25 protein-coding genes are annotated in these 25,646 nt (G+C 67.2%); 6 read left to right on the top strand and 19 right to left on the bottom strand.

The features are described from left to right. The first annotated feature begins 32 nt into the window (after positions 1-32). From ACQP1T_RS09565 to ACQP1T_RS09555, 3 genes are all read left to right on the top strand, one after another. Positions 33-1,049, top strand: coding sequence for a replication-relaxation family protein (locus ACQP1T_RS09565; protein WP_433759589.1), 1,017 nt, complete (start codon positions 33-35; stop codon positions 1,047-1,049). A 7-nt stretch (positions 1,050-1,056) separates the two neighbouring features. Continuing rightward, the gene (locus ACQP1T_RS09560; protein ID WP_433759588.1) at positions 1,057-2,076 is read left to right on the top strand and encodes an NlpC/P60 family protein; all 1,020 of its coding nucleotides are present in this window, start codon (positions 1,057-1,059) and stop codon (positions 2,074-2,076) included. A 127-nt stretch (positions 2,077-2,203) separates the two neighbouring features. After that, entirely contained in the window at positions 2,204-3,718 is a 1,515-nt protein-coding gene (locus ACQP1T_RS09555) for a cutinase family protein (RefSeq protein WP_433759587.1), read from the top strand. 96 nt (positions 3,719-3,814) lie between these two features. Here ACQP1T_RS09555 and ACQP1T_RS09550 read toward each other — a convergent pair whose 3' ends face one another. The 12 genes from ACQP1T_RS09550 to ACQP1T_RS09495 form a co-directional block, all read right to left on the bottom strand. Further along, positions 3,815-4,225 (bottom strand): hypothetical protein, encoded by a 411-nt coding sequence (locus ACQP1T_RS09550; RefSeq protein ID WP_433759586.1) that lies wholly within the window; start codon positions 4,223-4,225, stop codon positions 3,815-3,817. A 218-nt stretch (positions 4,226-4,443) separates the two neighbouring features. Continuing rightward, positions 4,444-5,781, bottom strand: a complete 1,338-nt coding sequence (locus ACQP1T_RS09545) for a hypothetical protein (RefSeq protein ID WP_433759585.1) — start codon at positions 5,779-5,781, stop codon at positions 4,444-4,446. A gap of 114 nt (positions 5,782-5,895) precedes the next feature. Further along, the gene (locus ACQP1T_RS09540; RefSeq protein ID WP_433759584.1) at positions 5,896-6,717 is read right to left on the bottom strand and encodes a hypothetical protein; all 822 of its coding nucleotides are present in this window, start codon (positions 6,715-6,717) and stop codon (positions 5,896-5,898) included. Positions 6,718-7,046: 329 nt separating this feature from the next. Then, positions 7,047-7,553 carry a hypothetical protein gene (locus ACQP1T_RS09535; RefSeq protein WP_433759583.1) on the bottom strand — a complete coding sequence of 169 codons (507 nt, stop codon included), beginning with the start codon at positions 7,551-7,553 and terminating at the stop codon, positions 7,047-7,049. Between the two features lie 131 nt (positions 7,554-7,684). Next, positions 7,685-9,385: a VWA domain-containing protein gene (locus ACQP1T_RS09530; RefSeq protein ID WP_433759582.1), complete on the bottom strand. Its 1,701-nt coding sequence runs from the start codon at positions 9,383-9,385 to the stop codon at positions 7,685-7,687. A gap of 44 nt (positions 9,386-9,429) precedes the next feature. Beyond that, on the bottom strand, positions 9,430-10,575 hold the full coding sequence (locus tag ACQP1T_RS09525; protein WP_433759581.1) for an AAA family ATPase: 1,146 nt from the start codon (positions 10,573-10,575) through the stop codon (positions 9,430-9,432). A gap of 805 nt (positions 10,576-11,380) precedes the next feature. After that, positions 11,381-13,258, bottom strand: a complete 1,878-nt coding sequence (locus tag ACQP1T_RS09520) for a BTAD domain-containing putative transcriptional regulator (RefSeq protein ID WP_433759580.1) — start codon at positions 13,256-13,258, stop codon at positions 11,381-11,383. 79 nt (positions 13,259-13,337) lie between these two features. Next, a complete protein-coding gene (locus tag ACQP1T_RS09515) occupies positions 13,338-14,111 on the bottom strand; it encodes a hypothetical protein (RefSeq protein ID WP_433759579.1) in 774 nt (257 codons plus the stop codon). Between the two features lie 108 nt (positions 14,112-14,219). Then, on the bottom strand, positions 14,220-15,344 hold the full coding sequence (locus ACQP1T_RS09510) for a lipase family protein (protein WP_433759578.1): 1,125 nt from the start codon (positions 15,342-15,344) through the stop codon (positions 14,220-14,222). Then, entirely contained in the window at positions 15,341-16,597 is a 1,257-nt protein-coding gene (locus tag ACQP1T_RS09505) for a cutinase family protein (RefSeq protein WP_433759577.1), read from the bottom strand. Before ACQP1T_RS09505 ends, ACQP1T_RS09510 begins: the two co-directional genes overlap by 4 nt. Continuing rightward, complete coding sequence (locus ACQP1T_RS09500; RefSeq protein WP_433759576.1) at positions 16,594-17,355, bottom strand: hypothetical protein; 762 nt, start codon at positions 17,353-17,355, stop codon at positions 16,594-16,596. The genes ACQP1T_RS09505 and ACQP1T_RS09500 overlap by 4 nt, the downstream gene beginning before the upstream one ends. 253 nt (positions 17,356-17,608) lie before the next feature. After that, positions 17,609-17,839 (bottom strand): hypothetical protein, encoded by a 231-nt coding sequence (locus ACQP1T_RS09495; protein ID WP_433759575.1) that lies wholly within the window; start codon positions 17,837-17,839, stop codon positions 17,609-17,611. A gap of 859 nt (positions 17,840-18,698) precedes the next feature. Between ACQP1T_RS09495 and ACQP1T_RS09490 the strand changes: the two genes are divergently transcribed. Next, a complete protein-coding gene (locus ACQP1T_RS09490) occupies positions 18,699-19,463 on the top strand; it encodes a hypothetical protein (protein ID WP_433759574.1) in 765 nt (254 codons plus the stop codon). Between the two features lie 598 nt (positions 19,464-20,061). Here ACQP1T_RS09490 and ACQP1T_RS09485 read toward each other — a convergent pair. From ACQP1T_RS09485 to ACQP1T_RS09455, 7 genes are all read right to left on the bottom strand, one after another. After that, positions 20,062-20,565 carry a hypothetical protein gene (locus tag ACQP1T_RS09485; RefSeq protein ID WP_433759573.1) on the bottom strand — a complete coding sequence of 168 codons (504 nt, stop codon included), beginning with the start codon at positions 20,563-20,565 and terminating at the stop codon, positions 20,062-20,064. Positions 20,566-20,594: 29 nt separating this feature from the next. Beyond that, on the bottom strand, positions 20,595-21,074 hold the full coding sequence (locus tag ACQP1T_RS09480; protein ID WP_433759572.1) for a hypothetical protein: 480 nt from the start codon (positions 21,072-21,074) through the stop codon (positions 20,595-20,597). Further along, complete coding sequence (locus ACQP1T_RS09475) at positions 21,071-21,568, bottom strand: hypothetical protein (RefSeq protein WP_433759571.1); 498 nt, start codon at positions 21,566-21,568, stop codon at positions 21,071-21,073. Before ACQP1T_RS09475 ends, ACQP1T_RS09480 begins: the two co-directional genes overlap by 4 nt. Before the next feature lie 110 nt (positions 21,569-21,678). Continuing rightward, the gene (locus tag ACQP1T_RS09470) at positions 21,679-21,876 is read right to left on the bottom strand and encodes a hypothetical protein (RefSeq protein WP_433759570.1); all 198 of its coding nucleotides are present in this window, start codon (positions 21,874-21,876) and stop codon (positions 21,679-21,681) included. A gap of 29 nt (positions 21,877-21,905) precedes the next feature. Next, positions 21,906-22,883 carry a hypothetical protein gene (locus ACQP1T_RS09465; RefSeq protein ID WP_433759569.1) on the bottom strand — a complete coding sequence of 326 codons (978 nt, stop codon included), beginning with the start codon at positions 22,881-22,883 and terminating at the stop codon, positions 21,906-21,908. Beyond that, positions 22,880-23,221, bottom strand: coding sequence for a hypothetical protein (locus ACQP1T_RS09460; protein WP_433759568.1), 342 nt, complete (start codon positions 23,219-23,221; stop codon positions 22,880-22,882). The genes ACQP1T_RS09465 and ACQP1T_RS09460 overlap by 4 nt, the downstream gene beginning before the upstream one ends. A 233-nt stretch (positions 23,222-23,454) precedes the next feature. Beyond that, complete coding sequence (locus ACQP1T_RS09455) at positions 23,455-23,901, bottom strand: hypothetical protein (RefSeq protein ID WP_433759567.1); 447 nt, start codon at positions 23,899-23,901, stop codon at positions 23,455-23,457. A 285-nt stretch (positions 23,902-24,186) separates the two neighbouring features. On the opposite strand from ACQP1T_RS09455, the gene ACQP1T_RS09450 reads away from it, so the two are divergent. Both ACQP1T_RS09450 and ACQP1T_RS09445 read left to right on the top strand, forming a co-directional pair. After that, positions 24,187-25,050: a helix-turn-helix domain-containing protein gene (locus tag ACQP1T_RS09450; protein WP_433759566.1), complete on the top strand. Its 864-nt coding sequence runs from the start codon at positions 24,187-24,189 to the stop codon at positions 25,048-25,050. 5 nt (positions 25,051-25,055) lie between these two features. After that, positions 25,056-25,436: a DUF397 domain-containing protein gene (locus ACQP1T_RS09445; protein ID WP_433759565.1), complete on the top strand. Its 381-nt coding sequence runs from the start codon at positions 25,056-25,058 to the stop codon at positions 25,434-25,436. Positions 25,437-25,646: the final 210 nt, after the last annotated feature.

The following is a 25,646-nucleotide window of genomic DNA, read 5'->3' as shown; positions in this document are numbered from 1 at the left end:
GTCCTCGTCTCCTCGAAAGGCTCCCCTCGCTGATGATCGCCCGCCCCGATCGGCAAGCCGACCTGCGCGCGCCGCAGCCCGCCCGATCCCGGCCCTCAGGGCCGGAGAAGGCCCCGCTGGTAGTGCCGTTGACCGGCCGTGACCACTGGATCCTGCGGATGCTGCACGAGCACCGCGTCCTGACCACCAATCAACTCGCCGACCTGGCCTTCCCGACTCCCAAGATCGCCCGCCGCCGCCTGGCGATACTCCACGACTACCGAGTCCTGGACCGGTTCCGGCCTCTGCGCACCCGAGGCAGCGCCCCCTCCCACTGGACACTCGCACCCGCCGGAGCCACCGTCCTCGCCGCCGAAGCCGGGACCAGCGTGCGCGAACTCGGATACAACCACCAACAAACCCTCGCCATCGCCCACAGCCTGCACCTGACCCACACCCTCGGCGTCAACGAATGGTTCACCGCCCTCACCACCGGCCACGACGGCGATCGCGGCGATCGCGGGCGGGTGGTGGCGTGGTGGTCGCAGACCCGGTGTCAGCGGCTGTGGGGCGACCTCACCCGCCCCGACGCCTTCGGCCGCTACACCCACACCGGCACCACGCTCGATTTCTTCCTCGAATACGACCTCGCCACCACCGCCCTGCCCCGCGTCGCCGCCAAGCTCCACGGCTACAGCGAGCTGGCCCGCACCACCGGCGCGATCACCCCCGTCCTGTTCTGGGTACCGACCACGATCAGGGAGACCAACACCCGCCACGCCGTGCGCCAGAGCTGGGAGCGGCTACCCGACCCCGACGCGGTGCCGGTCGCCACCGCCGCCGCCGAACTCCTCGCCCCCATCACCGATCCGAGCCCCGCCGACCGGGTGTGGCTGCCCCTCGACACAACCGGCACGAGCCGTCTGCGCCTGCACGAGCTGGCCGCCGTTTGGCCGCGCCGCACCACACCCGGCACCGGGATCGACGCCGAGCACAGCGCGGTCACCCTCGGCGGGCAGGTCATGCTCGCGCCACCGCCACCACGTCCGCCGACCCTCGAAGGCCGGTGAGAAGGCGATGCTGGTCAAGGTCCTCGGCGCAAGTTGTGCTGCGGTCGTGTGCTGCGTTGTCGTGATCGCCGCCGTGGTCACCACCGTCGTCGTCTACGACCAGCTGCCCCCCGCCCCCGGCCCTGCCTCGTCGCCGGGTGCGGGCAGTGCACCGAGCCCGCTTGCGCGAGAAGACATCCCGCCGCAGCTGCTCGTGCTCTACCAGCAGGCCGCGAGTGATTGCCCCGGCCTGGACTGGTCGGTGCTCGCCGCGATCGGCAAGATCGAAACCGACCACGGCCGCTCACCCCTGCCCGGCGTGCAATCCGGACAGAACTCGGCCGGGGCCGGGGGCCTCATGCAGTTCCTCGAACCGACCTTCCAAGCTGTGGTGACCCGACACCCCTTGCCAGCGGGTGGGGCGAGCCCGCCCTCGCGCTACAACCCCAGTGACGCCATCCACGCCGCCGCCCACTACCTGTGCGACTCCGGCGCACCCGCTGATCTGCGTGCGGCGATCTTCGCCTACAACCACGCCGACTCCTACGTCGACCAAGTCCTCGACCAAGCCGCCCGCTACCGCGCCACCACCCCGCCCGGAAGCGGTGACTGCCACGCCATCACTGCCGCGAGTCCAGCTGCCGCGCAGGCGATCTCCTTCGCCTGCGGCCAGCTCGGACAACCCTACGTGTGGGGCGGCAACGGCCCCGAGATCAACGGTGGCTGGGACTGCTCCGGGCTCACCCAGGCCGCCTACGCCGCCGCCGGAATCACCCTGCCCCGCACCACCTACGACCAAATCCACACCGGCCCCCGCATCCCCGAAAACCAGCTCGCCCCCGGTGATCTCGTGTTCTACGGCGCCACCGACAACAACGTGCACCACGTCGGGCTCTACCTGGGGGCCGGAAAGATGCTGCACGCACCAACATTCAACGAGCCAGTACAAATCTCGGATTATCGCTGGCGCGGCGACGACTACTACACCGCTACTCGCCCCGCCGCCATTCCCCCTGCGGCACAGAGCGATTCCCGCGCGTCACCGTAGCGCGACGACGGGGGCTCGCTGTTTCACGACTACCGAACCTTACCCCCGGCTCTGCGAAAACGTCTCGGCGACCGCGAATCTCGGCACCTGGACACCCGATTCGAACCGGACAGGAGATCGCATCACCATGCGCACCCGCCACCACAGCCTCTCTCGGACCGCCCGCACTCGCCGCTTCGCTCGTGCGCTGCTGTGTGCCGCTATCGCCACCGCTACCGTCGTCGGGGCCGGTGTCGGCGCCGCAGACCCGACACCTGCCCCGACCGCCACGAACTGCCCACGCTGGACCGCGCGGCTGGTACCGGGCACGTGGGAGACCATCGAGAGCGCCGACCCGGCGCGGCCGGTGGGGTTGCTGGCCCCGGTCGCTCAGGGCCTCACCGCCCGCTACGGCAGCGATATCGACGTCCGAACCCTGGCCTACACCGCCGACGCCGCCCCCTACACCACCTCGCAAACCGCAGGCGCACAAGCACTCACAGCCACCTTGGCGGGATTGTGCTCGGGCACACGGGTGGTGCTGGCCGGGTACTCCCAAGGCGCCGACATCGTCGGTGACCTCGCCACGGCGATCGGCAACAACCGCGGCCCGATACCCGCCTCCCGGATCGTGGCGGTCGGACTCGTCTCCGACCCACGCCGCGACCCCACCACCGCCCAACTCGGGGATCCCGTGTCCGGCCAGGGCATCGCCGGTCCCCGCTCGCAGGGCTTCGGCGTTCTCATCGACCGTGTCCGCAGCTTATGTGCCGAGGGTGACCTCTACTGCTCGACCTCACCCCAAACATCACCCGTCCTCGCCGCGGTGGGCCGTGCCGTGACCTCCATCCCGGCTCCGGCCGAAGGCGACCCCGCACCGGCGGCGGACCGGCCCCCTGCCAGCACTGTGGCACCCACCACCTCCACCTCGTTCCCGGGCTCAACTGCCGCACCGGTGCCCAGCACAGTCACGGCCGGGACGCTCCCGGCCTCGACCGGTCAACTGGACCCCTCCGAGGTCATCGCGCAGGTCGTCACCGTGCTGGGTGGTCTGTCCGGGTTCGCCGCGAACGTGCCCGCCATCGCGAACGACCTCGCCCAGCTACCCGCGCTCGTCGGCACCGGCGATATCCCCGGCCTGCATCGGGTTGCCGGGGACCTGAACCTCCAGTTCAACCCCCTGGTTCGCATGGTCGCCGGTATCGATCTGCATCTGGTGGCTCGCGCGCTGATGTTGGCTGCGCCGTTGGACCCCTCGGGCTGGGTCGGGGTGGCCGCTCAGATCGTCGGGGTCCTGGCGAACCTCGACATCGGACGGATCGCCGCCGACATCGGCCAAGCACAGGAAATCGCCTGGAACGCCCTGCAGAAACTCGCCGCCGGTGACCCCCTCGCCGCGCTGCTCACGCTGTCAGGAGTCGTCCCCGTCGCCACCGACATCCTCGCGGCCACCGCCTCCGCGTTCACCGGACCCCAGTTCGGCTCGCTCGCCCACACCTACACCGCCACCACCAGTCCGGCTACCAGCACCGCGTTGGGCGATCTGGCCCGCCAGGGCAGCGACGCGGCCCGTTTCGCCGCCACCGGGGTCCACGCCAACGGCTACCCAACCGCCACCGCCGCGCTGCTGGACTGGCTCGAATACGCCATTGATCACACATAGCCCCCGCACAACGTGACAGCAGACGAGGAAACGGCCGGTGGGGCCGAGCTTCTGCTCGGCCCACCGGCCGTTTTAGGGTGCGGGCGGGCTAGTAGTTCATCGGGTCGCGGCGGGGGTGTGCGTGGGGTCCGGGGCGTGGTCGATGCGCAGCCGCCATGTCGGCACCAGCGCGACCGGGTCGTCGGGGGCGGGGTCGGGATAGGTGGTGGTGACCGCGCGGGCAGCGCTGGCGGGGTCGGTGTAGGTGATACCGGCAAGCGGTCCCGTGGTGATCCGCACGGCGGCGATGCCAGGGTGGTAGTCGGCGTCGGTGCGCTGGTTGCGGTACACGGTAAACACCGGAACCCACGGTGCCGGTACACCGGGTTCGGCGGGGGTGGTGAATTGGCGGGTGGCCTCGGCGGTGACCGCCAGCCACATCTCGAGACTGTCGACGGCATGGCGCGATGACGCGAACACCTGATGCAGCGCCGCCGCGACGACGGCCGGGGTGGGAGCGTTGATCATGACCGGTCGAGCCCTTTCCATGAAAATGACAAACGATTCCGACGAGATGACCGGGTGCCCGGGACCCAGGGGCGAGCCCACGGGTCCCGGGCCGCACAGTGCGGCGGTCGGGCGGCGGCGAGAACGGTTGCCGGAGTGACTGTGTGAGAGTTTTGCGATGCCGCGCGGTTGTAGCCGGAGTTGCTGGCTGTCGTTCACGGTTTCGCCTGGTGTGGAATTCATCGTTGATCCGTTTTGGGGGCCAGGGCTACTGTCCAGCGGTGCGGGCCTATGTGATCGATGGCTTTGGCCGTGATGTGGTCGATGTGGGCGCTGAGCGGGTTGCTGGGGTGCCGGGCCCATTCGAGGGTTCGCCGCTGGGCTTGTTCGGCGTTGCTGGCGTCGATGGCCACGACGACGACTCGGTCGCGGTCGGGGCAGCCGGGGTCGTGGCTGAGCCGTTCGACCTTCCAGCTCTGCGACGGAGTCTCGGGCAGAGCGAGCGGCGACCGACCGGGCGGTGTGCCGGTTGCCGGTTCGTCGGGTGTTGTCAACTCTGCCAGGGGGATTCGAGGCGGCGTTGGCGATGGATTCATGATCGCGTTGGCGGCGGCCGAGGGGTTGTCGAAGACACGGCCGTCGGGCAGCATCAGTCCTTCGGCGGTGATGACAGCCGAGAGGCTGGAATCGGGCATTGTCAGGGTCTGGCCGGGCTTGAGTGCTCCGGTGTCGAGCAGTTCGCGGATGGTTACCTTGCGGGTGCGCGGGAACGGGAACGGGTCGTCGAAGTCGTGGTCGAGCTGCCATGACGGTGCGCACGTCGCGCAGATCGTGCCGTTGTCATGGCCACACACAGCGGGTGCCACGATCCGCAGGCGGACATCGCGGGTGGCCTGCACTCGTTCTCCGGTGTCGAAGTAGGTGAACGACTCGTCCAGGTGAGCGATCAACACTTGGCCGTCGTGTTCGTTTTTTCCCGCGTCTGCGGCACCGACGGCATCGGGGGTTGCGGTCGGGGTGTCCGGGATGTGGTGCTCGATCACGTTATCGCCTGCGGTGAACCGGTATACGACTCCGCTGGTGATGCCGTTGTCGTAGCTGTCGAGCTCATCGATCTCGACCGCGACGCGGTGACCGTCGGTGGTTGTCAGCTCGGGCGATAGTGTCGCGTCCGGCCCGGTGACTGCTTGCCCGCGTTGCCACGCGAGGGCGTATTCGGCGAGGGTGCCGCACACCACCTCGCCGTTGTCCGTGTATGTGTAGCGCGGACCCAAGGTTCGGATGGCGGCGGCCACGACCTCGCCGGTCTTTTCCGCGCTCGCGGCGTCTTGCTTCCACGCCTGGTATGCCGCAGCGATTTCCGGGTGGCGCTGGCAGAGCGTGTCGAGGATAACCTCACGAGTCAATCGCTCGCTGGCCCCCAGCCCGCCCGCCTCTTGGAGGAACACACGTTTGAAATCTTCGAGCTGATCCAAGAATTCGAGTGTGTATCCGAGTTCGGAAGTGCTCTTACTGTCGGCGTACTCGGTCAACTCGGTGCGCGCCTGCCCATCGGGCGAGTCGCTGGAATTCGTCATTGAAAGTCTCCTGTCATCGGTGGATCGGTCGAGGGATTTGGAGGTGGGGGAATGTGCGCGAAACACGTGGCATCGGGGTGTTTCAGCTCCCCCGATGCCACGCGTGTCGCTCGGTTACGTTGCGGCGAAACGGAATTTCTTCGGCGCGGCCGATGTTTGTGTGGCGACACCGGTTGCGGTGAGCTTGACCAATGCGTTGTGCACCGCCCCGCTCGATCGGGTGATCGCTTTCCCGATCTGGTGGGGGCTGAATTCCTTCTCCGGGTGATCACGCAGGTAGTCCTCCACCTGTCCCCGCAGCGCACCCGGAGCCAGCCGCACCGGTGACTCGGGTTGCGCCGCTGCCGCATTGGGATCGGGGGCCGGGGCATCGGGGGCGGAGGCGGGGGGTTCGTCGCCTGCGGGGGCGGCTAGGGCCGGTTCCGGCTGCCCCGTGTCCGGCCCAGGGTCGGCGGGTGTGGTGCCTGTGTCGGGCTGTGCCGTCGCGCCGGATTCCGAAGACACCGAACCGATCACGGGTTCGCTCGCCTCAATGGCAACGGGTTCTGCCTCCTCAACGGCGGCGGGTTCTGTCGGCTCGACGGCAACCGGTTCCGTCCTGGCGGGTTCGGCGGGTTCGGCGGGTGCGGTGGCCTGTTCGGCGGTGGTCCAGGTTTTGGCCGAGCGGGGAGAGTCGGGGTCGCGGTGGGCGCGGGCGGTCCCGGCCGCTTCCCAGCCCGACAGGATGCGGCGCGTGGTGGAACCGCCGATCCCGGCCGCACCCGCCAACTCGTCGGCGGTGAATCCGGGATAGTTGCCCAACGCCACCCACAACGCTTTCTCGGTGTCGGTGCGCAGCACGGGCACACCCGCATCCGGTTCCCCGCCCGGGGCGGCTGCGGTGGTGTCCGGTGCCGGGCGGGTGGTGGTGTTTTTGTTTTTCCTTCGTGCGGACATGACGGGTCCCTCCATGAATTAGGGGATTTCGGTGGATGTTTCGGTCATGTCCCGGCCGGGACGGAAACCACGCCGTATCGGGGAAATCCCCGGGGTTCGGCGTCGTTCCCATCACTATGGACGCTCGATACTGGTGCCGATGTCAAGCGGAACGTGAAAACAATGATCCACGCCCGAATTCCTCTCTTCCGTTGCCGGAATTCGAATACTGCGAGAGGAATTCGACTCTTCCGCATTTCCTAGTGAGGCAATGGGCGATCGAGGGCTCGTCGAGATGAGGCCGCCACTGCGCGCAGCGCAGTGGCGGGGTAGAGGTGAAGCGGTCGTGGTCAGTCCACGCCGGTTATCAGGTCGGCGGTGGTGAAGTCGGTGTGCAGGTCGCGCAGTTCGTCAAGGTCGTCGTCGAGTCCGCGGGCGTCGAATTCGGCCGGGTCCTCGCCGATGTCGGGCAGGTGCCCGTGGCGCAGGGTGGTGGCCAGGGCCGCGAGCCGCTGGGCGAGTGCCTCGGCCCGGTCGGCCAGTTGGTGATGCCGCCGCTCGAGGAGGTCGGCCGCGTGGGCGCGTTGGGCTGCGAGTAGCTCGCGCATCTGCTGGTGCCATTGCTCGCTCGGGCCGTCGGCGGGCAGCAGATGCCACGGACGAGTCAGAACACGCGCACCTTCCGGTGTTCGCACGCAGCACCGGAAGGCACCGCGGTAGAGGTACACATCGGTGACCGTGCCCCGGAGGTCGGGCCGATCAGCGGGTGTGACCTCATCACCCACCCGGATCGGGCAGTCGGCACCGTGGGCGGTGACGGTGGTTGCGGGGGCGGGTGTCGTCTCGTCGTCGGTCATCGCGGGGTTCCTTCCAGGTTTGCGCGGGTTGTCGAAAATGATTGCGGGGACCCGAGATTCAGCGGGGACCTGAAACGGCCGGGACCGCTGCCGTGGCGCGGGGTTCGGCGTCCCGCGCCACGTTCGCGGGGTTATGCGGTGCGTACGGCTGCCACGGCGGCGCGGGCGATGGCGGCGGCGGTGTCGGCGGGGTTGGTGAGTTCGTACACCGTCGCGCCGCTCAACGGTTTGGACCATGCCTCGTCCGGTGCCAGCCACAGCACCGCGCACCCGCTGGAGCGCAACCGATCCAGTCGCTTCTGCGCAGCGGCGCGGGGCTCGTCACGAAAGCAGCCGTCGGAGATGATCACCAGAAGGCGGGTGTTCTCCGGCCGGGACAGTCCGAGCGCACCGTCGAGGGCATCGATGGCGGTATCGATCGCCTCGTACAGGTCCTCAGCGGCGAAGTCGGTCACCTTCGCCGGGGCGGTGCCCGGGTAGGTGACCGGCAGCACCTCCTTACCGAAGGTCAGGGTGGCTGTTTCGGCGGGCATGACGGCGAGTTTCGCGGCGGTGGCGATGATCCAGGCGGCCGAGGCCACATCGGCGGTGTAGTCGTCCATCGACCCGGACACGTCACACGCGATCCCGATCCGCAGGGGTGGCACGGGAACGGGTTTGGCGGTGGTGCGGGTGAACGGTTGCGCGGTCGGGACCGCCCCGGCCGCGCGTTGGGCTTCCCGCGCCAGCACGCCACGCATCCGCAACCGGCCCGGAGGCAGCGCCGAGGCGGCCTTGGTGACCGCACGCTCACGCTGGCTGGCGGTATTCAGGGCGCGCGCCAGCACCCGCGCGGCTGAGCGTTCGGTGTCGCGAGGCACACGTGTGGTGCGCCCGGTTCCCCGGCCGGTGCGGGGCCGTTTGCCGAACACGTCCGCCGCTGTCGTGTCGGCGCGGTCAGTGTGGCGGGCCTCCTCCCGCGCGGCCCGATCGGCTACGTCGGCAGGATCAGGCGGGAGCCGATGCGCGGCAACGTTTTTCGCGATATTGCCGAGCGCGCCGGTGACAGCTTCACCCAGCGGGGAGCCTGGTTGCGGGGTGGTGTGGGGTTCGGGGCCGACAATCTCGGCCCAGCGCCGCCCGAGCTCGAGCATGCCGGTGGTGTTGGTGTCCGAGAGCCGGTGCGCGATGCGCCACAGCGTCCGCAACTGCCGTAGCGTGTCGCGGCCGAGGACGGTCTCGATGGCGGTGGCGGCGGGTGCGCATTCGGTGGTGTCGAGTACGCCTGCATCGATGCGGGCCAGCATGAGCGCGGCGGCGTGGGCGGCGGCATAGCGGGTGGGCGCGAGGGTGGCAGTGGCCAGCTCACCGCCGGTGTCGGCGAAGACCAGCTCGCGGGTGCTCGCGCGCAGCCAGTGCCGGTCGCTCGGGCGACGGCGCACCTGCGCGGCCTCGATACGGGATTCCTCCAAAAGCAGTGCCGCACCGACGATCTCAGGGTCGGCCGTCTCGGGTCGGCTCCAGCGGGTGTGGGTGGCGTGGGCGCATTCGTGGGTGAGCGCGCCCCAGGTGGGGGCGTAGCGGTTGCGGTCGGCGGGCCGCCACGGGCGGGCGGTGGCAGGGTCGATGCCCAGGTTCGCGCCCTCGATCGCGATGGCGGCACGGTCGGGCACGAACATCGCGAGGTTCCCGTCGGCCGCGCCGGGGGCGATAACCACGGTGAGGTCGTCGCGGTCGGCGATTGCGGGGGTTTCGGCGGTCATGGCATCGGACAGGGTTTCCCATCCGGTGCGGGCGGGTGGCGCGGCGGTCGGGGTGGTGGGAGCGGTGATCACGTGTGGGGCGGTGGTCATGGCAGGGGTGTCCTATCTCCGATAGTGGTGCGGGGGTGTGGGTTTCACAGGCGGGTGCCCAGGGACAAGGGCTCGAGGGTGGCACCGAACACGGTTTTGACGACCTCGGCGACGATGGCGCGGTCTTCCTCGGGCGCGGTGCCGATGAGGTTGGCGGCGGCGGTCAGTGCGGTGGTGGCGGTGGCGATCTTCTGGAAGGCCAACAGTTCCCGCAGTTGCGGTGCCCACCCGATCTCGCCTTTGGTTTGGCGGGTGGACAGATTCCGGGCCACCTGAACCGCTTTCGGATTCACCCCGAGGCTGGTGGCGAGGTCGTAATCGCTGGACACCTGCACCTGGAACGCGAACCGGCTGGCGAGGGCATCGGAGAGGATCGCACCGTGCACGCCGGGGTTGTGGCCCGCGCAGATGTAGAACCCGGGCTCGGCTGTGATGACCTCGCCACCGTTGGCTTTGATCACGATCTCGCGGCGGCCGTCCATCGCCGGGTACACACACGAGAGCACCGTTGGCGGGATCAGGGTGGCATCGTCGACGAACAGCACCCTGCCCTCACGCATCGCCCTCACCAGGGGGCCGTGCACAAACACGAAGGTGCCGTCCGGGGCCTGGGTGTATTCGCCCACGAAATCGGCCACGGTGGTGTCGCCATCGCCCTGCACGGTCAGCAGGTCGCCGAACGCAGCCTCGATCAGCGACGTCTTCCCGGTTCCGGGTGGCCCGTACAGCAGGACCGGAACCTCGGCCTCGCGCATCGTTTGCAGCACATTCACATCAGCGCTACCGGCGAGTTTGCGCGGGTGATACATCTGCCCGTTCGGACGCTTCACCGGCCCGCTCGTCGGTTTGGCAGTCCGGGGCCGCCTACGTGGGGCGGTCGCGGCAGGGGCGGCCGGGGCCGGGGTAGCGGGAGCAGTGGGCGTGGCGGGGGCGGTAGCGGTTCCGGCGGTGTGGGAGTTGGCGCGGTAGCGGCGTGGCGAGGTGGCGGTGCGGTCGGCGTGACCGGCGGCGGTCAGTGCCTCGAGCGCGTTACCGACAGCACCGGAGGAACGCGACAGGGTTTTCGCGATCTCGCGGGGGGAATGCTCGCGCCCCGGATTGTCTGCCAGGACACCGGCGACCATGCGCCGCAATTCACCATTACCCAAACGGGCACCGGAAGCGGGTACCGGCGCAGCGGGTGATGTCATTTCATCTCCTGAAAGTCGAACCCAATTCACGCACACATCACGCGGATCGTGGCATACGTGTGGCGAGGCCACCAATGGGATTTCGTGAATTCCCCGGCGAATTCCGGGGCATGTCACGACGCTAGCTCGGCCCACAGCGAGTCCACAACCTGAAAACGCGGCAATTTCCGGAATTTTCTTCCGCGAGCCCCCCCATATTCGACAACGCAAGACAGGAATGAAATGCGCACAGCCACACCCGACCGAGACGACGACACCGCTGACAAACAAAAAAAGATAAAGAAAAGAATGACAGATAAGAACGAGATAAAGCAGGACCTGGAGATACCCGCAAGGGAAGGAACAAATGCAGCACGGATGCCAGGAGATCACGACGAGAGCCGGTGAAGCATGTCTATATAGCTTTGTATATAGACAATCCTGGATGACACCCAGCCGGGGATATGCAGTCTGAGCAGGGATTTTGCCGCGTCCGGGTGGGGCGTTTTGACCGCCCCACGGAATGCCCCACGGAAGACCCCACGGAATGCCCCACCAATTGACCACGCCACGATCGCGAAGCGGTGTCCCATTCCAAGAATTGATCCACGGCGTTGCTCGAATAAGTCTGAATATCGAGAATCGAATGCATACCCGCCCCGGTTCGGACGATTAACCGAGGATGGAACTGCGCCCCGGTCATTATATAAACAATTCCGTCCGGCACCGATGATATACGACGAGAAACTTACGGTTCCCGGTATTTCGGGATGGACTGTCGCGGTTTCTCTCATCTCCGGCCGCGGGTGGTCGGTGTTGACGGATTCTATTTTGTGGTGCGGCGGAGGTGTTCGAGGAGTTGGTGTGTTTCGTGGCTCGGGGATTCGCCGATCTCGGCGAGTTTATGGGTGAGCAGTGAGTAGGTGCGGGTGAGGGCGTCGTGTTCGCCGAGGCGGGCGTGCAGGCGCAGGATGTCGTGCCAGAGGATTTCGTTGTAGGGGTCTTTCTCGATGGCTGTCTCGAGCAGGCCCAGGGTGGCGCGAGGGTCGAGGTCGGTGTTGCGGGCCAGCCAGCTCAGCGCGTTGAGTCCGTCGCGGCGCGCGGCTTCGCGGAGCGGTTCCACCCAGGCGTCGGTGAGGTCGGTGGCCAGGACGGTGGTCGCCAGAGCAGCGATCCGGCGGCACGCGGCGGCCTGGTCGGCATCACCGCTGGCGCGGCGGCGCGCGGCCACGGCCGCGGTGAATTCCCAATAGTCGACGGTGATCCCGACCTCGGATAGGCGGTAGTGCAGCCGGTCGTCGGTGAGCAGTGCGGTGACCTGGCCGTTGGTGGCGGTGGCGATGGCGGTGCGCAGACGGCTCAAGGTGTTGGTGAGCGCGCCGCCGGGCCGGTCGGGGGGATGCTCACCCCAGAGCACATAGGTCAGCTTGGACCGGCTCAGTCCCTCTGGATGCAGGGCGAGCACGGTGAGGACTTCCCGGCTGCGTGGCTGCAACCGGGCGGTGATCTCCACGTCCTCACCGCCCCCGGACCCCTGCCACAGGATCCGGGTCGGCCCGAAGACCTTGATCGCCAGCACATGCTCGCTCCTGCGCTGCGGTGAGCTGGGGCTCGCCGATGGTGTGCTCGAAGGCTCGTGGTGGCCTTGCGGGGCAAAGGAATCGGCGGGCCGGTCGTTGTCGTGCGGGTTGGTCTGCTCCTGGGTGGCGCTGGGTGCGATGGGGCCGGGTGTGGTGTGGTGAGGTGCGGCGTGGTGGGGTGCCGGTACGCGCGCGGGAGCGGGCTCCGGCTGGGTGTGGGCCGCAGCCGTCTCCGGGGCCGGTCGCGGGCGTACAGGTGTGGATGTGGTGGCGGGGTCGAGCCGGTACACCGTCGGCGGCGCAGCCGGGGGGCGGCGGGCCGCCGCGGCGGCCTGGCGGATCGGCGGGCGAGTCCGCCGACCCGCGGCGCTGGGGGCCGGTCGCGGCGGGCGCAGCTGCTCGCGCACGGCCGCCGCGATAGTGCGTGCCGCGGGCAGCAGGCGCCGACCGTGGCGTGGGGGCCGGGTCCCATACAGCAGCGCCTGGGCAGAGGCTCGCGCGGTGGGCAGGGCTCCCAGTATCGGCAGCGCGAGGGCCGAGGCGAAGTCACCGCTTGGGCTATCACCGATGAGCAGCACTCCACGGCGACGGCACCTCTCGGTGAGCGCCAGGATGCGGCGGCCGGCGCGTTCGGGGTCGATGTGATCGGCGCGTACGACGACCAGGCAGGCATCAGCAGCGGCCAAGGCCGGGGACAGGACCGAATCCGGCTCGCCGACACCGCAATCGGCGAACACCGTAGCCTTCAGCGATCGCCAGCCCGCACCAGCTAGCAGCGAGTCGGTCAGCCCCGCGCGAGCCGCATCACGCCCGGGTGGCGCGGCCAGCAACGCCACACCACCGGGCAGGAATTGCACGTGCTCGACCACCCGCGCCGCCTCGATCGGTGAGTCCGGGTCCGTGACGCGTGCCAGGCTCGCCAGCCCCAAATATGGGTCACCGCCGACCAATTCGGCCAGTTGCCCGCCTGCGGGGTCGGCCTCCACCACCAGCGAGGGCTCGGGGCCTGGCCAGGCTTGGGCCAGAGCCACGGTCGTGGTGGTGGTCCCGGCGCGCGGGCCCAGGCCCGTGACCGTGATCAACAGCGGTGCCTGCGAGCCCGCTGGTGTGGCGCTCGCAGCCATCACGACTCCACGCCGGTGCCCGCCGCGACGGAACCGGGCAGGCGGGTTCGATTGATGGGGGTCTTTGCGCCGGTTGTGGTCATCCTTGCCCCTGGACGTTGCTGATCAGCAGGCCACCACCCTCACCGGGGCGGGTGTTGATCACCTGGAGATAGTCGACCCGTTGCCGGTCCGGATGCAGTTCGACCACATGCACGTTCGCGGTCGTCTCCGAGATCGGAGTCACCGCAACACAATGGGTGCTGCCCGCCGGAATCGAGTCGATCCCGGCGGCGAGGCCGTCGTGGGTGATCCCGGACTCCGGTGCCAGCAGCCGCATCGCCGCCTCAGCGCTGCGCTGGGCGTAGTACGCGGCCTCGAAGGAGGCGATCACTCCCGCGACGGTGGCGGTGGTGTCTGCGGGGCGGTCGGTGACCACGGTGCCCGACAACCCGGTACACGCCCCCTCCGCCGCCGACGTGGCGCTCGCCGATACCGTCGTGGCGCGCACCGGATCAGTAGGGTTACGAGAGTCGTTGCCCCACATGGCCACCACACCGATCACGACGGCCACTGTGGCCGCCAGCGTGGCCCACACACGGCCCGGCACCCGATACCCGCCAGTGTTCCACAGTGGCCGTGCTACCGCTGTGTCTGCCGTGTCCCGAGTCTGCGGCAACGCCACCAGCCAGCGGCCCTGCTGCGGGGATGGTTGCGGACTCGCCTCGACCCCGGTCTCGGAATCGAGATCGGGGTCGAGGTCGGGGTCGGGGTCGGGGTCGGACACTAGGTGTAGAGCCGGTCCCATTCGCGGCTGTTTGAGCCAGGCCCACGGGTCGGCCTCACTGGGCTTGGGCTTCTTGCGGGAATTCATTCACCTCGCCTCATCGGGAGTTGTTCTCGGATTGGGTAACTCGGTGGCCTGCCCGCACCCTGTGGAGGGGGAGTCGTTCGGGGTGCGGGCAGGGTTCCCCGGAGGGGTCTAGGAGTGGGCCGCGTGCTCGGAGTCCGGCGGCACGCGCCCGGTATTCGGCGGCCGGCGAGTGATGTCCTCGCCCAGCCTGGCGAGGACATCGCCGGTCGCCGCACTCGCGGTGTCGCGGTGGCTGGCATCGTATTCGCGCCAGCTGACCTCAGTTCCGCGTTGCCGGTAGGCGATGAGTGCGCGACGTCCGGCCTGCACCGGAACGATCGCGTCGGCACTGCCGTGATACAGGTGCAGCGGCATTACCGGCTTGGTGTGGGCAAGGGTTTCCAACGCCAGTACACGCCGCCACCACGGGTCATTCCAGGGGTCGGGGCGTCGGCACCAGTGCGCCAAGGGTTGCGGGAACCGTTGCAGCAGTTCGGTGCCGGTGAGGTGTTGCGCCTCGGCGACGGCCTGTTCTCCGTCCTCGTTCAGGATGTGGCGCAGCGGGATGTGCTCGTAGGCTCGCGAGAGTCCGATCAACGCGGCCAGCCCCACTGCCGCGCCCGCACCCTGGCTGAACGCGGGTGCCAGCGCCGCGAGGTCGGAAGCCACGGCTCCGGCGCAGATGCCGCGTAGATCCAGCTCGGGTGCGTACCAGGGGTGCAGTTCACCGGCGGCGGCGACCACTCGCCCGCCGTCGGTATGTCCCCACGCCAGAACCGGCGCGACCGGGACATCCAGATTCGCGCCTCGATAGACCGCACGCGCGAGATCAAGCACGACCCGGCCCCCGGCACGAGCAGCGAGAAAGGTATACGGCCCGGCACCAGTGAGGCCGAGACCCTCGCCGTCGGGTATCGCTACCACCCACCCCCGCCGCAAGGCTGCCTCGATCCCCGTGGTGTCGGGTTCGGCGCCGATCGCAAGCAGCTTCGAGGGCGCGCACACCCCGCCGAGTCCGCGAAACTCCGGGCAGTACAACAAGATCGCGGTGGCACCGGGGGCGGCGACCGACTCAGGAATCAGCACGATCCCCGAAGCGGGGATGAGTTCGGAGCGAGCATTGGTGGAGACGTAGATGATCTGCCACGCTCCCGCCGCCCAGGTCAGTTGCGGCACGAACACCGGCCGCGTCCGCACCAGGTCCCCGGCACGGTGGCCGTCGAGGGTCGGGATGTCGTAGAAATCAGCGGTCATGGCTGCCTCCCGGCGAGGTCGCGGGCCAGTGCGGTCATCCACGCGATCCCGCTGGCGAGTTGTCCGGTGGCGGCGTAACCGGTGTGGCGGCCGACCAGATCGGAGTATCGAAGCCACACAGTCGGATTCATCAGATCGGCGTTGTCGGCGACCAACTGCCCCCACGCACCAGAGAGCTGGGCGGCCAGTTTCGGCAACTGCCCGACCGGATCCGAGGCCACAACCCCGACGATCTGCGCCCACCGGGCCGTCGCCGCGGCCGTCTCCTCCGGGGACGAAGGTGAAGTGCGGGGATCGGCAGCGGCCGTGAGCCGCTGCGCGAGACTCGCCGCGGGCACATAGTCGACTACGCCGGGACCGAGGCGGAAGTCGCGGTTCACCACCGTGATCCAGGCATCACCGAGCACATCCGAGAGCAGGGCCTGGATTGAGCCGAGCGCTGCTAGGGGATCACGCAGGTCGGCCTGGGCGGCGATCTCGGCGGCCATCCGCAACAGGGCGGCGTGATCGGGTGCCGCGCAACTCAAGTCGCCCTCGACACAGATCGAGGCGACCCGACCGGTCAACGCGCCGTAATCGACGCCGTCGCCAGCAGCGATCCCGCTGCCGGACGCGGGCGCGGTGGTGATCGCCACCGTCGACACCGCCGCCCCCGCTGTGCCAGGGGCCGGGTCGGGGGTGAGTTGTCCAGGGCGGCCCGGGATCACAGGTGATCCGGGGGCGCGATCAGGATCGGAATAGAGCGCGATACCCGCGACCCGCTCGGGTCTCACCGGCCCCTCGCCCGCACCGACAGCTCGCGCGAACTCCGACACCACCTGCGCGCCTTGGGAATACCCGACCACAGCCAAAGCGGTGTCCGGGCAATCGGCGGCGATCCGCTGCGCGGTAGCCTCGAGTGCGGCCACGCCGTCGCGGACAGAGTCCGCGTAGGCGTCGGGGCCGCCGCCGGTGCCCACCGCTCCTCCGAACCCGGCGGGATAGGCAATGTAGCTGCGCTGCACCAGATCCGGGACAGCCGCCACCACCGGGCCGAGCAGGGCACCGAGCATGCCGGTATCGACCAGCGGGTCCGCCACAGGTGAGGACTGCCCGGTGCCCTGCACTCCCAGCACATACAGTGCCGGGCACCCATTGACAGGCACCGCTACCGCGCTCGGAGTCGTCGCGCTCATCGCCCCAGCTGCGCCGAGTGCGGTCGCCATCGCGATCCCCGCGACGATGCGCGCATGGCTCTTCGTCGTGGGGATCATGGCTGCCCCACCCCCACACCGGCACCGAACCCCGCACCCACCGTGCCACCGGCGACCGCACCGACAACAGCGGCGGGAACCCCGGCCACGACCGCACCCACGACCGCGCCTACCGCCGCCCCTAACGCGGTTCCGGCCACACCGGAGGTGATCGTTCCGAGGACCGGGACCGGTATGACTGTGCCGACCAGTGCACCGGCGATTCCGCCGACCGTGCCGCCAACGAGACCGCCGACAACAGCGCCGAGAGCCGCGACCGGTGCTCCGGCAACAACCGCGCCTCCGATACCACCGGCCGCGGCCCCACCCAAGGTGGCCCCGGTGACACGATCGGAGCGTCCGGCGGGGATACCGACCGAATCCAGCGCGGTCGCGACCTGCGCCTCAGCACCTGCCGCAGCGTCGTTAATGGCGTCCGCGCACTCCGGGGGAAGCCAGTCCGGGCGGGGTGCTTCCCACTGCCCGACGCGAATCGTGTTCTCCGGCGGCTCGATCGGCGCTACCGGTTCCACCGGTTCGGGCAAATGCAGATCCGCGATCGCGATCGGCTCCACAGGTAGGTCCACCGACGGTGCCGGGCGGGTCCCGGACCCGTTGCGGATCTCGGGGGGCTGCGCGTAGTACACCGGGGGCGGTACGGGTTCCGGCGCAGGTGGGGTGGAAGTGCCAGGCTGGGCGGGGCTGGTGACACCGGGCTGATCGGTGATCGCCGCAGGCGCACCGGTTGCGCTCGAGGTCGCCGCCGACAGCAACATCACGATAGGCACCGCGCCAGCGACAACCGACCTACCGCCGCGAGACAAACTGGTGTGCACACGGTTTCGGCGCGCATCGCCGATTACACAGTTCTGGACCAGAAGTGAACGGGGGGATTTCCGTGTTTTGGACATGCCGAATAGACCCTTCATCGGTCGGGGCGATAAATGAGAAAGAGTGGTGAAATGCGCGGGGGGCGGGCGCGTGTTATCGCGGCCCTCGCAGAGGCGAAAGCGCTTCTGCGAGGGTCGCTCCTCAGGTGTTCACATCACAGGCAGGAGCGGGTGAGGGTTGCGAGCGCCGCGCCGTGATGTTGCGGACTTCAGGAGGCTGTTGCGGATACACCGCGCGAGGCTCGGGCGGCGGGCACAGCCGGTGGTGGCGGTGCAGGTGCGGCGTTCCGGGCTGGACCGGGGTGATGCCCCCGCCTTCGTCGACGACAAGGCTGACCGTCACAGCGGTGGCCTCCAACTCGGTCAGCATCATCACCGCACCGCACCAACAGCCAACATGCGGCCACCCCACAGCAGTCGCCCCCGCCCGCGATGTGGGGGAAGGTGGTCTCTGGGCCGCAACCGTGTTCCGGGAGCGCGACGGCGGTGAGGGATGTGTTCCCGTTTTCGTACATGACGAAATAACCCTTTACACGAAAGAGGAAGAAAACAACACGATCCGGAAATGCGCGCGAAAACGTGTGAGAAAGGCTGGCGTCTCCCGACTGCTCGACCACAGCCGGGAGACTCGTCACCGTATTCCCTATATCAGAGGCAACGGCACGGCCGATCAGACGAACACAAGGACCATGCTCAATGCCTGCGAGGCAACCGCCAGCACATTCGAGACCAGCGATGCGCCCGCGTTGAGCAGCGACAGAATATTGTATATGTCCACGATTTTCCTTTACCGGAGGAGGTGTAGTTGCCTCACCATCACACCTCCGAAAATCGCTGCCGCGCTACCCTTTCGAGAGGGAAGAATTGTGCTACCACAACCATTACCTCCTCGGCTCGACATGGTGGCCAGCGCCGATGCGCGAAAAGGGTAACGGTTTTGTCAGTAGAAAACTTTCCGAACGCTTGACCTTGATGCACGGGTACAGCAAATACGCCACGTATGCCACACCGAAACCTGTGGCTATTTATCGGCCAGCTCGCAGAAATAATATTTGTCGGGACGATCTCCGTCTGGTAAGAACGAATCAACTCGGGGAGTTAACCCTTCAACGTACCCCACGTGGAAGGAAGTACGGAAGACCGTAGCAGGAGGGGCAGAAATGACACCGACGACGGACCCAGCACACCACCCACGACGCCGACGCAACCGCTCCAGTGCGCACTGTTCGGGAATGCCCGACCTCGGCTGCTGGGCACGCCAGATTCGCGACCGACACAAGCTCGCCCGCCCGCGCGCCGCCGCCAACCTCCACATCGGCGCGGACATGCTCAAAAAGATCGAACACAACCAGGCCGCGCCCTCACCAGCGGTACTGGACAGGATCGTCACCGCCTACGACCTCGATCGCGCTCAGGAACGCTACACCCGCGACCTGGCCCGCCCCCCGGTCCCTCTGCCTTCGATCGAGGAATTACGCACCCGCACCGCCACCCCCGAGCGCCGGGTAAAACTGGCCCGCCTCGGCGACCGGGGAATCGCATGCGCCTACATCGATCCGCTGTGGAACCTGGTCCTGGCCAACGATCGGTTGACTGCGGGCCTGCCCAGCATCGAACAATTCAGCGACAACATCGCATTGTGGTTCTTCCACCCCGGCACCACCACGCCCGCCTCCGAACACATCGTCGTGGACCGCGATGGCGTTGCCGCCTACCTGGTCGCGACACTGCGCGGTGCGCTCGGACGCCACCGCGACACCCCGCACGCCCTTGCCCTCTTCCAGAACCTGTGCGGCTCGGCCACGTTCAGCTCGCTCTGGAACAGCAGCATCGCGGTCGCCTACGGCCGCCACCCCGACGACCTCGTCCACCTCCGCGACCCCACCACCGGCAAGCCGTACTCCGAAAGCGTCCAACTCGGCTACGTCCCAGGCTCCCCCGACGTCCGATTCTGCATGAGCTACCGACAGCCCTACAGCGGACCGATGCCGTCCTGACCGGCCGCGGTCGACCCTCGCGTCCACCGAGTACCAGGCACGCGCGGGGCATCGTTGCAGACGGTCAAATCTGCCAGCAGCACAACCGAAGCCGGACAGACCAGGGTCATCGACGGTGTAGATAATAAGTTCTCGGCCACTGAGACTGCCGCCGAACATGCTCGTGCACCTGGGAATCGACTCGGTCGCGTCGCTCTGCACGGCCACGTGGATCCAAAGCCGCGGCAGCGATACCAAGCAACACCAGCACGACGATGACGCCCATGACTGATCCGCCGATCAACAACAACCGTTTCCTATTCCCTCGACAGGTGCGCGGCGCGGACACCGCCACCGATGATCTGATAACCCTTGCGGAACAAATACTTTCATGCACTTCTCCGCAAACCAACCGCGTAGGCGCGCGCCTATGCTGTGAGGCCGAGCCCAGCGGTCGACCATGAATCGGCCAGCCCCAGAGCTGGCATGTCCTCGGCAAAGAATCGGGCCAGGCGTTGGCGTCGCTGATCCAGGCGTCGAGCACGCTGACCGTGCCAGGGACGACCCCGCCATCCTGCTCGGTGGCGGTAACCACCACGCCGTCGCCGCGCAGGTGGCGTTATTGCGCGCCATCGAGATGCCGCCTTTGGCTCAGGCCAATCGTTGCTTGTGCAGTGCGGTGCAGTCGGGTGTAGTGCGCACGGGCTTGGGTGAGCGCGGTGGTCGCCTTCTGGTGCAGGAGGATGTCCAGGGAGGATTCGCGGTAGCCGGTGGTGCGGCGGTACTCCCACCAGGCGCGAGCGAGTTTGTCGATGGCCGGGCCGATATCACCCCGGGCGGCGGCGCGGTTGATGCGGTCGATCAGATGCGCGCGCACCAGATCGCATATGTCGAAAACACCGACATGCCACAGCACTTGCGATCCGAGATCGCCCTGATCGGTGACGACGCGATCCGGTAGTACCCAGTCGTCGATGGTGGCCAGCAGAAACCCGGCCCGCAGAATCTGCACGGCGGGGTGATCGTCCGGCACGTCGCCGCTCATCGCTGCGACCAGCTCACCCAGTGTCGGTAGCGGCGCAGCGCAGACCAAGGCAATACGGTCATCGTCGAGGGTCGTCAATCGAGGCTCTCCAAAGTGGTCGGTGTTCATCAGCGGGTGCTGCGCCCGGATTTCCGCCATGCCGCGCACTGGGCCGACTGCGCCGCATGTATGTGCTGCCAGTGGGTGCCGCTGCGGTGGTGCAGGGCCAGCACCACGGGTTCGTGAACGCAGAGCCGGACGTCGGCGTACTCGAAACGCACCGTCGCCCTGGGTAGGGCGGGATTCGGGAACGGTTCGTTGATCCAGTACCCGTCGAGGCTTTCCACGAAGACCTCACCGAGGTAGCAGCCGAAACCCATCAGAGTGTCATCGTCAGGGGCCTCCTCAGCTAAGGAGGGGAAGCGCGTCAGTAGCGCGTGCTCGGCGGTACGCAGTCCCGCCGCGGAGTGGCGGTCGGTTGGCATAGCGGGCACGTCGTGGGAGAAGAACGTCTTCAATCGCGCGTGCTTGTCGCTCATCCAGTCCAGCCACGCGGTGTCGAGCTGGTTGTCCAGTAACCGGCGCGGCGGTGTCGGAGCGGTCGTCATCGCGAACCCGCTTGCACTGCTGGCATTTCCGCGACAACAGCGGCGGCGGCTGCGGTCGCTGCGGTTTCCACAACACCGACCACGGCGGCGAAACAGGGCCGGTGCTCACCTGCGGGCGGATACAGCCAGCACCGCTTGTCGCTGCCGGGTGTCGGGAGCGCGACGACCGCGCCGGGATACAGCGGGCTGGCACCGTAGCGGAACAGATCGTTCGATAACTGGGTGGTGTTGTCGGTAGGTGTCGGGCCATCGGTCAGAAACACCCACAGGCGGGTACCGACGGAGAACACCGGGGTGGGCTGCGAGGCGAGTAACGCGGTGATCTGCTGGCCGAGGCGTTTGGTTGTCACGATCGCCGAGATCCGGCTCGCGATCATGCAGATAGTTCCATGGTCATCGCGGAATGTATTGAACCCGAACTCTGTTCGATACACGGCTCGGCGTTGTTCGATCGCGGTGTCGGTGTCGTCGATCCCGGCAGTGATTGCGGTCATCGTTTTCTTGCCTCCATTGATTGCTTTCTCAGTCGGGCCGCGTGTACGGCGTGACTTGGTGGTTGTGGTGGCGACGGTGGGCGGCTCGGCGAGGCCGACCGGTGGATTGCTTATGCCCACAGCGCGGCGCACGGCAGGGCGGGAAGATCGGGGCCGACGTTGTCATCGACGGTGACGATGAGATCGTCGATGGTGGTGGCGGCGAGTTCGACCGCGACGCAACCGATGTGCTCGGCGCTGCCCTGGAAATCCAGGGTGAGCGCACCGGATTCGATACGGATGTGGCGGACACACCGGGGAGGTTTCATTGATCTGACCTCACCCCGCGCTCGCCCGGTCATGCCCAGTCCCCATCGCCGCGATCGGAGAAGGCCGCGCGTGCGCCGAGAGCTGGGGTCGGGCTTCCATGCGGGGGTGATTCGGCTCGACGGAACTCATCGAGCTGGTCGTGGAGCCGCAGTGGTAGCTCGCAGCAGGTCAGGGTGCCCCCGGTCGCTGATCGTGTTCGAGTGACGCGGCCCCCAGGCGGCAGATCACACAGCCGGGCAACGGTGGCGCTGACCGGTTCGTCCGCATGGTCGCGGGTCTCATGGGCCAGCACCCTGAGCGTCTCGGGATCACGCATCACCTCGACCGTCAGCTGGTTGGCCACCTCCGGTGCCGTCTCGGAATCGAATGCGACTGCGCTGCCGATGATTTCGCGCAGCAACGCGTCGACTTGATCGACCATGTCGCCCAGCCCGGCCCTCGTCAGACCGATATGGGCGTTCAGAGCGGCGACTTCTACCGCACACCCCAGCGCAGCCACACGGAACTGGCACACCACACCCGACCGCGCCTCGTCCAGATGCTCGGAGGGTCGCTCGTCGGGTTGGTCGGGCGCGGGGTCGGTATAGACAACGGTGATCGCGGGATGCGTCTGCGAGATTCGGTGCAGAAGAGCTGATCTCGATGAACCGAGGCCATCGAGGTGCCTCGGCGACGGCGTGAGGATATAGCCGCCGCCCACGCGATCCAACTCCGCCACCAGCGACCAGAACACCGCCGTGGCTGGCCTACTGTTGAGAAGCCGGTCCAACTCGATACCCTGCCTGCGGGCCAGTTCGGCCAGGGTCGGCAGTGTCCGCCCGCCGGATTGGCGATTCAGCACCTCGAGCAGTGACCGCAGCAGAGCAATCGGTGGCGTTGGTTCGTACGCGATCTTGTCTACCGCCCGCCCATGCCGGGCGGCGAACGCTTCGATGTGCTGCTCGACCTCGGCCCGGCGTGCGCCAACCAACGACAGCTGCAGGTAACCGAACGTGAGTGTCGTCATCGCTCACTCACCGCCACCACCGCGTCCAGCACGACCCGCATCGCCGGTCGAAATCCATTGCACGGCAGGAAAAGCCAACGCCAGTCGCCGGAAAGTCGGTCGCCCGGTGATGGCAGCACGATATAGGAGCCACCGAGACTGGCGTTCAGGCGTATAAGAGTGGCGAAGATCGTGTGCTCGTATCCATCCGGCGGACCGGTCACAAACGTCGTCCGCGCCGTCTGCTGGTGTTCGATTACCGGACCGAGCTGCCCGTCGGTTGCCAGCCGCGACGCGACGTTCGTGCCCAGTTGCGACGGCATGACCACCGCATCCACCAGACCATCGAGTCTGCGCAACACGATTCGCCTCGACCCAGGCACGACAACCACCGGAAGTCCCAGAAGCCGCTGATATGCGCCGCACTGATCTGCCGTTTCAGTGTCCGTGGACGGCGTTGCGGTCTCCACCATGCGGGGCGCGCGATTCGCCCGGACCGACGTACCTGATGCGCGGGGTCGCCCTGGCCCCGGCGGCGCGGTTGCCTCCCCTGTCTGCGATGGCCGCAATCCAACGGGGCCGGTATCGGGGCTCATCGTTCGCCCCTGCACGTCCGGACCGCGTCTATCACGTGATCCGGCGGTGGCCGATAGGAATCCTTGGGCGTCACCAGCCACCGGAACTTGCCGTCGCGTGGTGTCGGCAACCGGATCTCATGCCCGTAGGGCACGAGCTGCGCTTCAACGGCCGACAGCATCCCGAAGCTAGCCACATCCGACAGGTGATGCCCGACAGCACCAGTGAGCATCGTCCACCAAGCTCGCGACGCGTCATCGATCTCGATCACGATCGGGCCCGGCACAACCAGCCGGTCACGGACCCGCCGCCCCAACGGCGCGGGCATCCTCACGGCACCGGCCCCACCGACCCGTATGAAAATCGGGCCGACGCCATCACGCACGAACGCATCCAGCCCACATACGTGCCGGTAGTAGCCACACATCTCGATCGCTTTGTCCGCAGATCCCAGTGCGCTCATCCGATATCTCCCAGTCCGGCGGGTATTCGGGTCCGAACGCAGCCGCGAAACGAGCTGCATATTCATCACCCCTGCTGTCCCCCGGATTGCCGGGGATCGGTGTCTGGTGGAGCGTCGACCGCCCGCTCACGCGAAGTACCTCACAACAGTGAGGACCAACACACATACCGTAGGTTGGTCAACATGACCAACGCAAGGGATAGCCTGGAGAAATATCCTGCGGACAGTAAAGGATCTACGTGTAGTCTCTGGTCCGCAGTCGCCCTAGCTGGAGAGGAGCCGGACGTGGCACCGCTTTCGCCCACCGTTGCGCGCTGGGAACTGACGTCGCGAATTCGTACGCACATCGCCGAACGAGACTTGACAGCGGCCGAGGTCGCGCACCACCTCAGCTTCACACCTGGCTACTGGAGCAAGGTCGACAAAGATCGCAAAGTGCTGGCCGAGGACAAGCTTCGGTTGCTGATCAAGTTGTTCGGCCTGAGCGACGAAGAACGCGACGACCTGCTGGCGTTGCGTGCTGCAACTACCCGACCTGGCTGGTGGGCCAAATTCCCAAACCTATTCAGCGTCGAGCACCAGCGCCTCTGGGGCTTGGAGTACGGCGCATCCGAACTCAGTTGCTACGAAAGCCTGCTGATTCCAGGTCTACTGCAAACCTCGAACTACGCCCGAGCGCTGATCGACGGCGACGAGGTCTTCATCCCGAAAAAGGAAGTCCCGAAGCGCGTCGAGGCCCGCATGATCCGACAAGAGCGCCTGTCCGGCGATGACCCACTGAGGTTGAACGCGGTCATCAGCGAAGCAGCGCTACACCAGGAGATCGGTGGAGAAGAAGTCCTGGGAGAGCAACTCCGGCATCTTTCCACCCTCATCCGTACCCATCCCGAAACGCTCGACATTCGGGTGATGCCGTTCAAATCGCCCAAGGGCTACCTCATCGGTGGAGCCGCTTTCTACGTGATCGAATTCGATCGCCCGATGCTGCCAACCCTTGGCTGGCACGAGTCGGCCGCAGTCTCCGGAGTAATCGAGGATCCGGATCTCGTACGTGACCTTTCTGTCACGTTCGAGCAAGCCCAGCGCAACTCACTGGACCCTGACGAGACGCTGGCTCTAATCGAAGAAACCGCAGCTAGAGTAGGATAAACGCCATGATTAACGCCGGTACGGCAGCTCGCAGTGGATGGTTCAAGTCCTCGTTCAGCAAGGATGCGAACAGCTGTGTCGAGGTGCTGTTCGCGCCGGACGGAATGGTCCATCTGCGTGACAGCAAGTACGACGGCATCCGTGCCCAGCAGCCGGTGATCAAAATCCCCCGTCACAGCTGGTCGACGTTCCAGGCCGTGGCCGCAGGCCGCATCGAGGCTGGTGGTGAGTACGACATTCCCGAAGTCGTGTACGACCCCGATAGCGGGAACACCACTCTTCGCGACATCCGCGCCGTCGACATCGTCATCGAGTTGGTCTTCACAAAACGCGAATGGGAAGCGTTCACTGCCGGCATCCGCGCCGCCGAGTTCGCTGCTGTCTAGCTCAAGCAAGACATATCGTCGGGTGGCCGGGTCGAATAGCCGGGGGCGTTTCAGCCCCCGGCCACCACGAAAGCGTGCGTAACCTCTCGTTACACGGCTCTTGCTGCTCTGGCCACCAGATAGCGGGGGCCTATTTGCCGCCAAGGCTGGTCTTCGCCCGATCAGTCGTCGTCACCTCCGGCTGCGGCCGGGGCATCCGGCCGGATCTGC

The sequence above is a fragment of the Nocardia sp. CA-135398 genome (genome assembly GCF_050955845.1).
Classification (GTDB): Bacteria; Actinomycetota; Actinomycetes; order Mycobacteriales; family Mycobacteriaceae; genus Nocardia.
This window is presented reverse-complemented; position numbering and strand designations above follow the sequence as displayed.

Excerpts from the sequence above, each read along its gene's own strand:
- ACQP1T_RS09475 (WP_433759571.1), bottom strand. The coding sequence starts at position 21,568 with ATGACCGCAATCACTGCCGGGATCGACGACACCGACACCGCGATCGAA.
- ACQP1T_RS09560 (WP_433759588.1), top strand. The coding sequence starts at position 1,057 with ATGCTGGTCAAGGTCCTCGGCGCAAGTTGTGCTGCGGTCGTGTGCTGC.
- ACQP1T_RS09550 (WP_433759586.1), bottom strand. The coding sequence starts at position 4,225 with ATGATCAACGCTCCCACCCCGGCCGTCGTCGCGGCGGCGCTGCATCAG.
- ACQP1T_RS09480 (WP_433759572.1), bottom strand. The coding sequence starts at position 21,074 with ATGACGACCGCTCCGACACCGCCGCGCCGGTTACTGGACAACCAGCTC.
- ACQP1T_RS09465 (WP_433759569.1), bottom strand. The coding sequence starts at position 22,883 with ATGACGACACTCACGTTCGGTTACCTGCAGCTGTCGTTGGTTGGCGCA.
- ACQP1T_RS09555 (WP_433759587.1), top strand. The coding sequence starts at position 2,204 with ATGCGCACCCGCCACCACAGCCTCTCTCGGACCGCCCGCACTCGCCGC.
- ACQP1T_RS09490 (WP_433759574.1), top strand. The coding sequence starts at position 18,699 with ATGCCCGACCTCGGCTGCTGGGCACGCCAGATTCGCGACCGACACAAG.
- ACQP1T_RS09510 (WP_433759578.1), bottom strand. The coding sequence starts at position 15,344 with ATGACCGCTGATTTCTACGACATCCCGACCCTCGACGGCCACCGTGCC.
- ACQP1T_RS09495 (WP_433759575.1), bottom strand. The coding sequence starts at position 17,839 with ATGATGCTGACCGAGTTGGAGGCCACCGCTGTGACGGTCAGCCTTGTC.
- ACQP1T_RS09505 (WP_433759577.1), bottom strand. The coding sequence starts at position 16,597 with ATGATCCCCACGACGAAGAGCCATGCGCGCATCGTCGCGGGGATCGCG.
- ACQP1T_RS09470 (WP_433759570.1), bottom strand. The coding sequence starts at position 21,876 with ATGAAACCTCCCCGGTGTGTCCGCCACATCCGTATCGAATCCGGTGCG.
- ACQP1T_RS09520 (WP_433759580.1), bottom strand. The coding sequence starts at position 13,258 with ATGGCTGCGAGCGCCACACCAGCGGGCTCGCAGGCACCGCTGTTGATC.
- ACQP1T_RS09530 (WP_433759582.1), bottom strand. The coding sequence starts at position 9,385 with ATGACCACCGCCCCACACGTGATCACCGCTCCCACCACCCCGACCGCC.
- ACQP1T_RS09445 (WP_433759565.1), top strand. The coding sequence starts at position 25,056 with ATGATTAACGCCGGTACGGCAGCTCGCAGTGGATGGTTCAAGTCCTCG.
- ACQP1T_RS09535 (WP_433759583.1), bottom strand. The coding sequence starts at position 7,553 with ATGACCGACGACGAGACGACACCCGCCCCCGCAACCACCGTCACCGCC.
- ACQP1T_RS09540 (WP_433759584.1), bottom strand. The coding sequence starts at position 6,717 with ATGTCCGCACGAAGGAAAAACAAAAACACCACCACCCGCCCGGCACCG.
- ACQP1T_RS09565 (WP_433759589.1), top strand. The coding sequence starts at position 33 with ATGATCGCCCGCCCCGATCGGCAAGCCGACCTGCGCGCGCCGCAGCCC.
- ACQP1T_RS09525 (WP_433759581.1), bottom strand. The coding sequence starts at position 10,575 with ATGACATCACCCGCTGCGCCGGTACCCGCTTCCGGTGCCCGTTTGGGT.
- ACQP1T_RS09545 (WP_433759585.1), bottom strand. The coding sequence starts at position 5,781 with ATGACGAATTCCAGCGACTCGCCCGATGGGCAGGCGCGCACCGAGTTG.
- ACQP1T_RS09515 (WP_433759579.1), bottom strand. The coding sequence starts at position 14,111 with ATGAATTCCCGCAAGAAGCCCAAGCCCAGTGAGGCCGACCCGTGGGCC.
- ACQP1T_RS09455 (WP_433759567.1), bottom strand. The coding sequence starts at position 23,901 with ATGAGCGCACTGGGATCTGCGGACAAAGCGATCGAGATGTGTGGCTAC.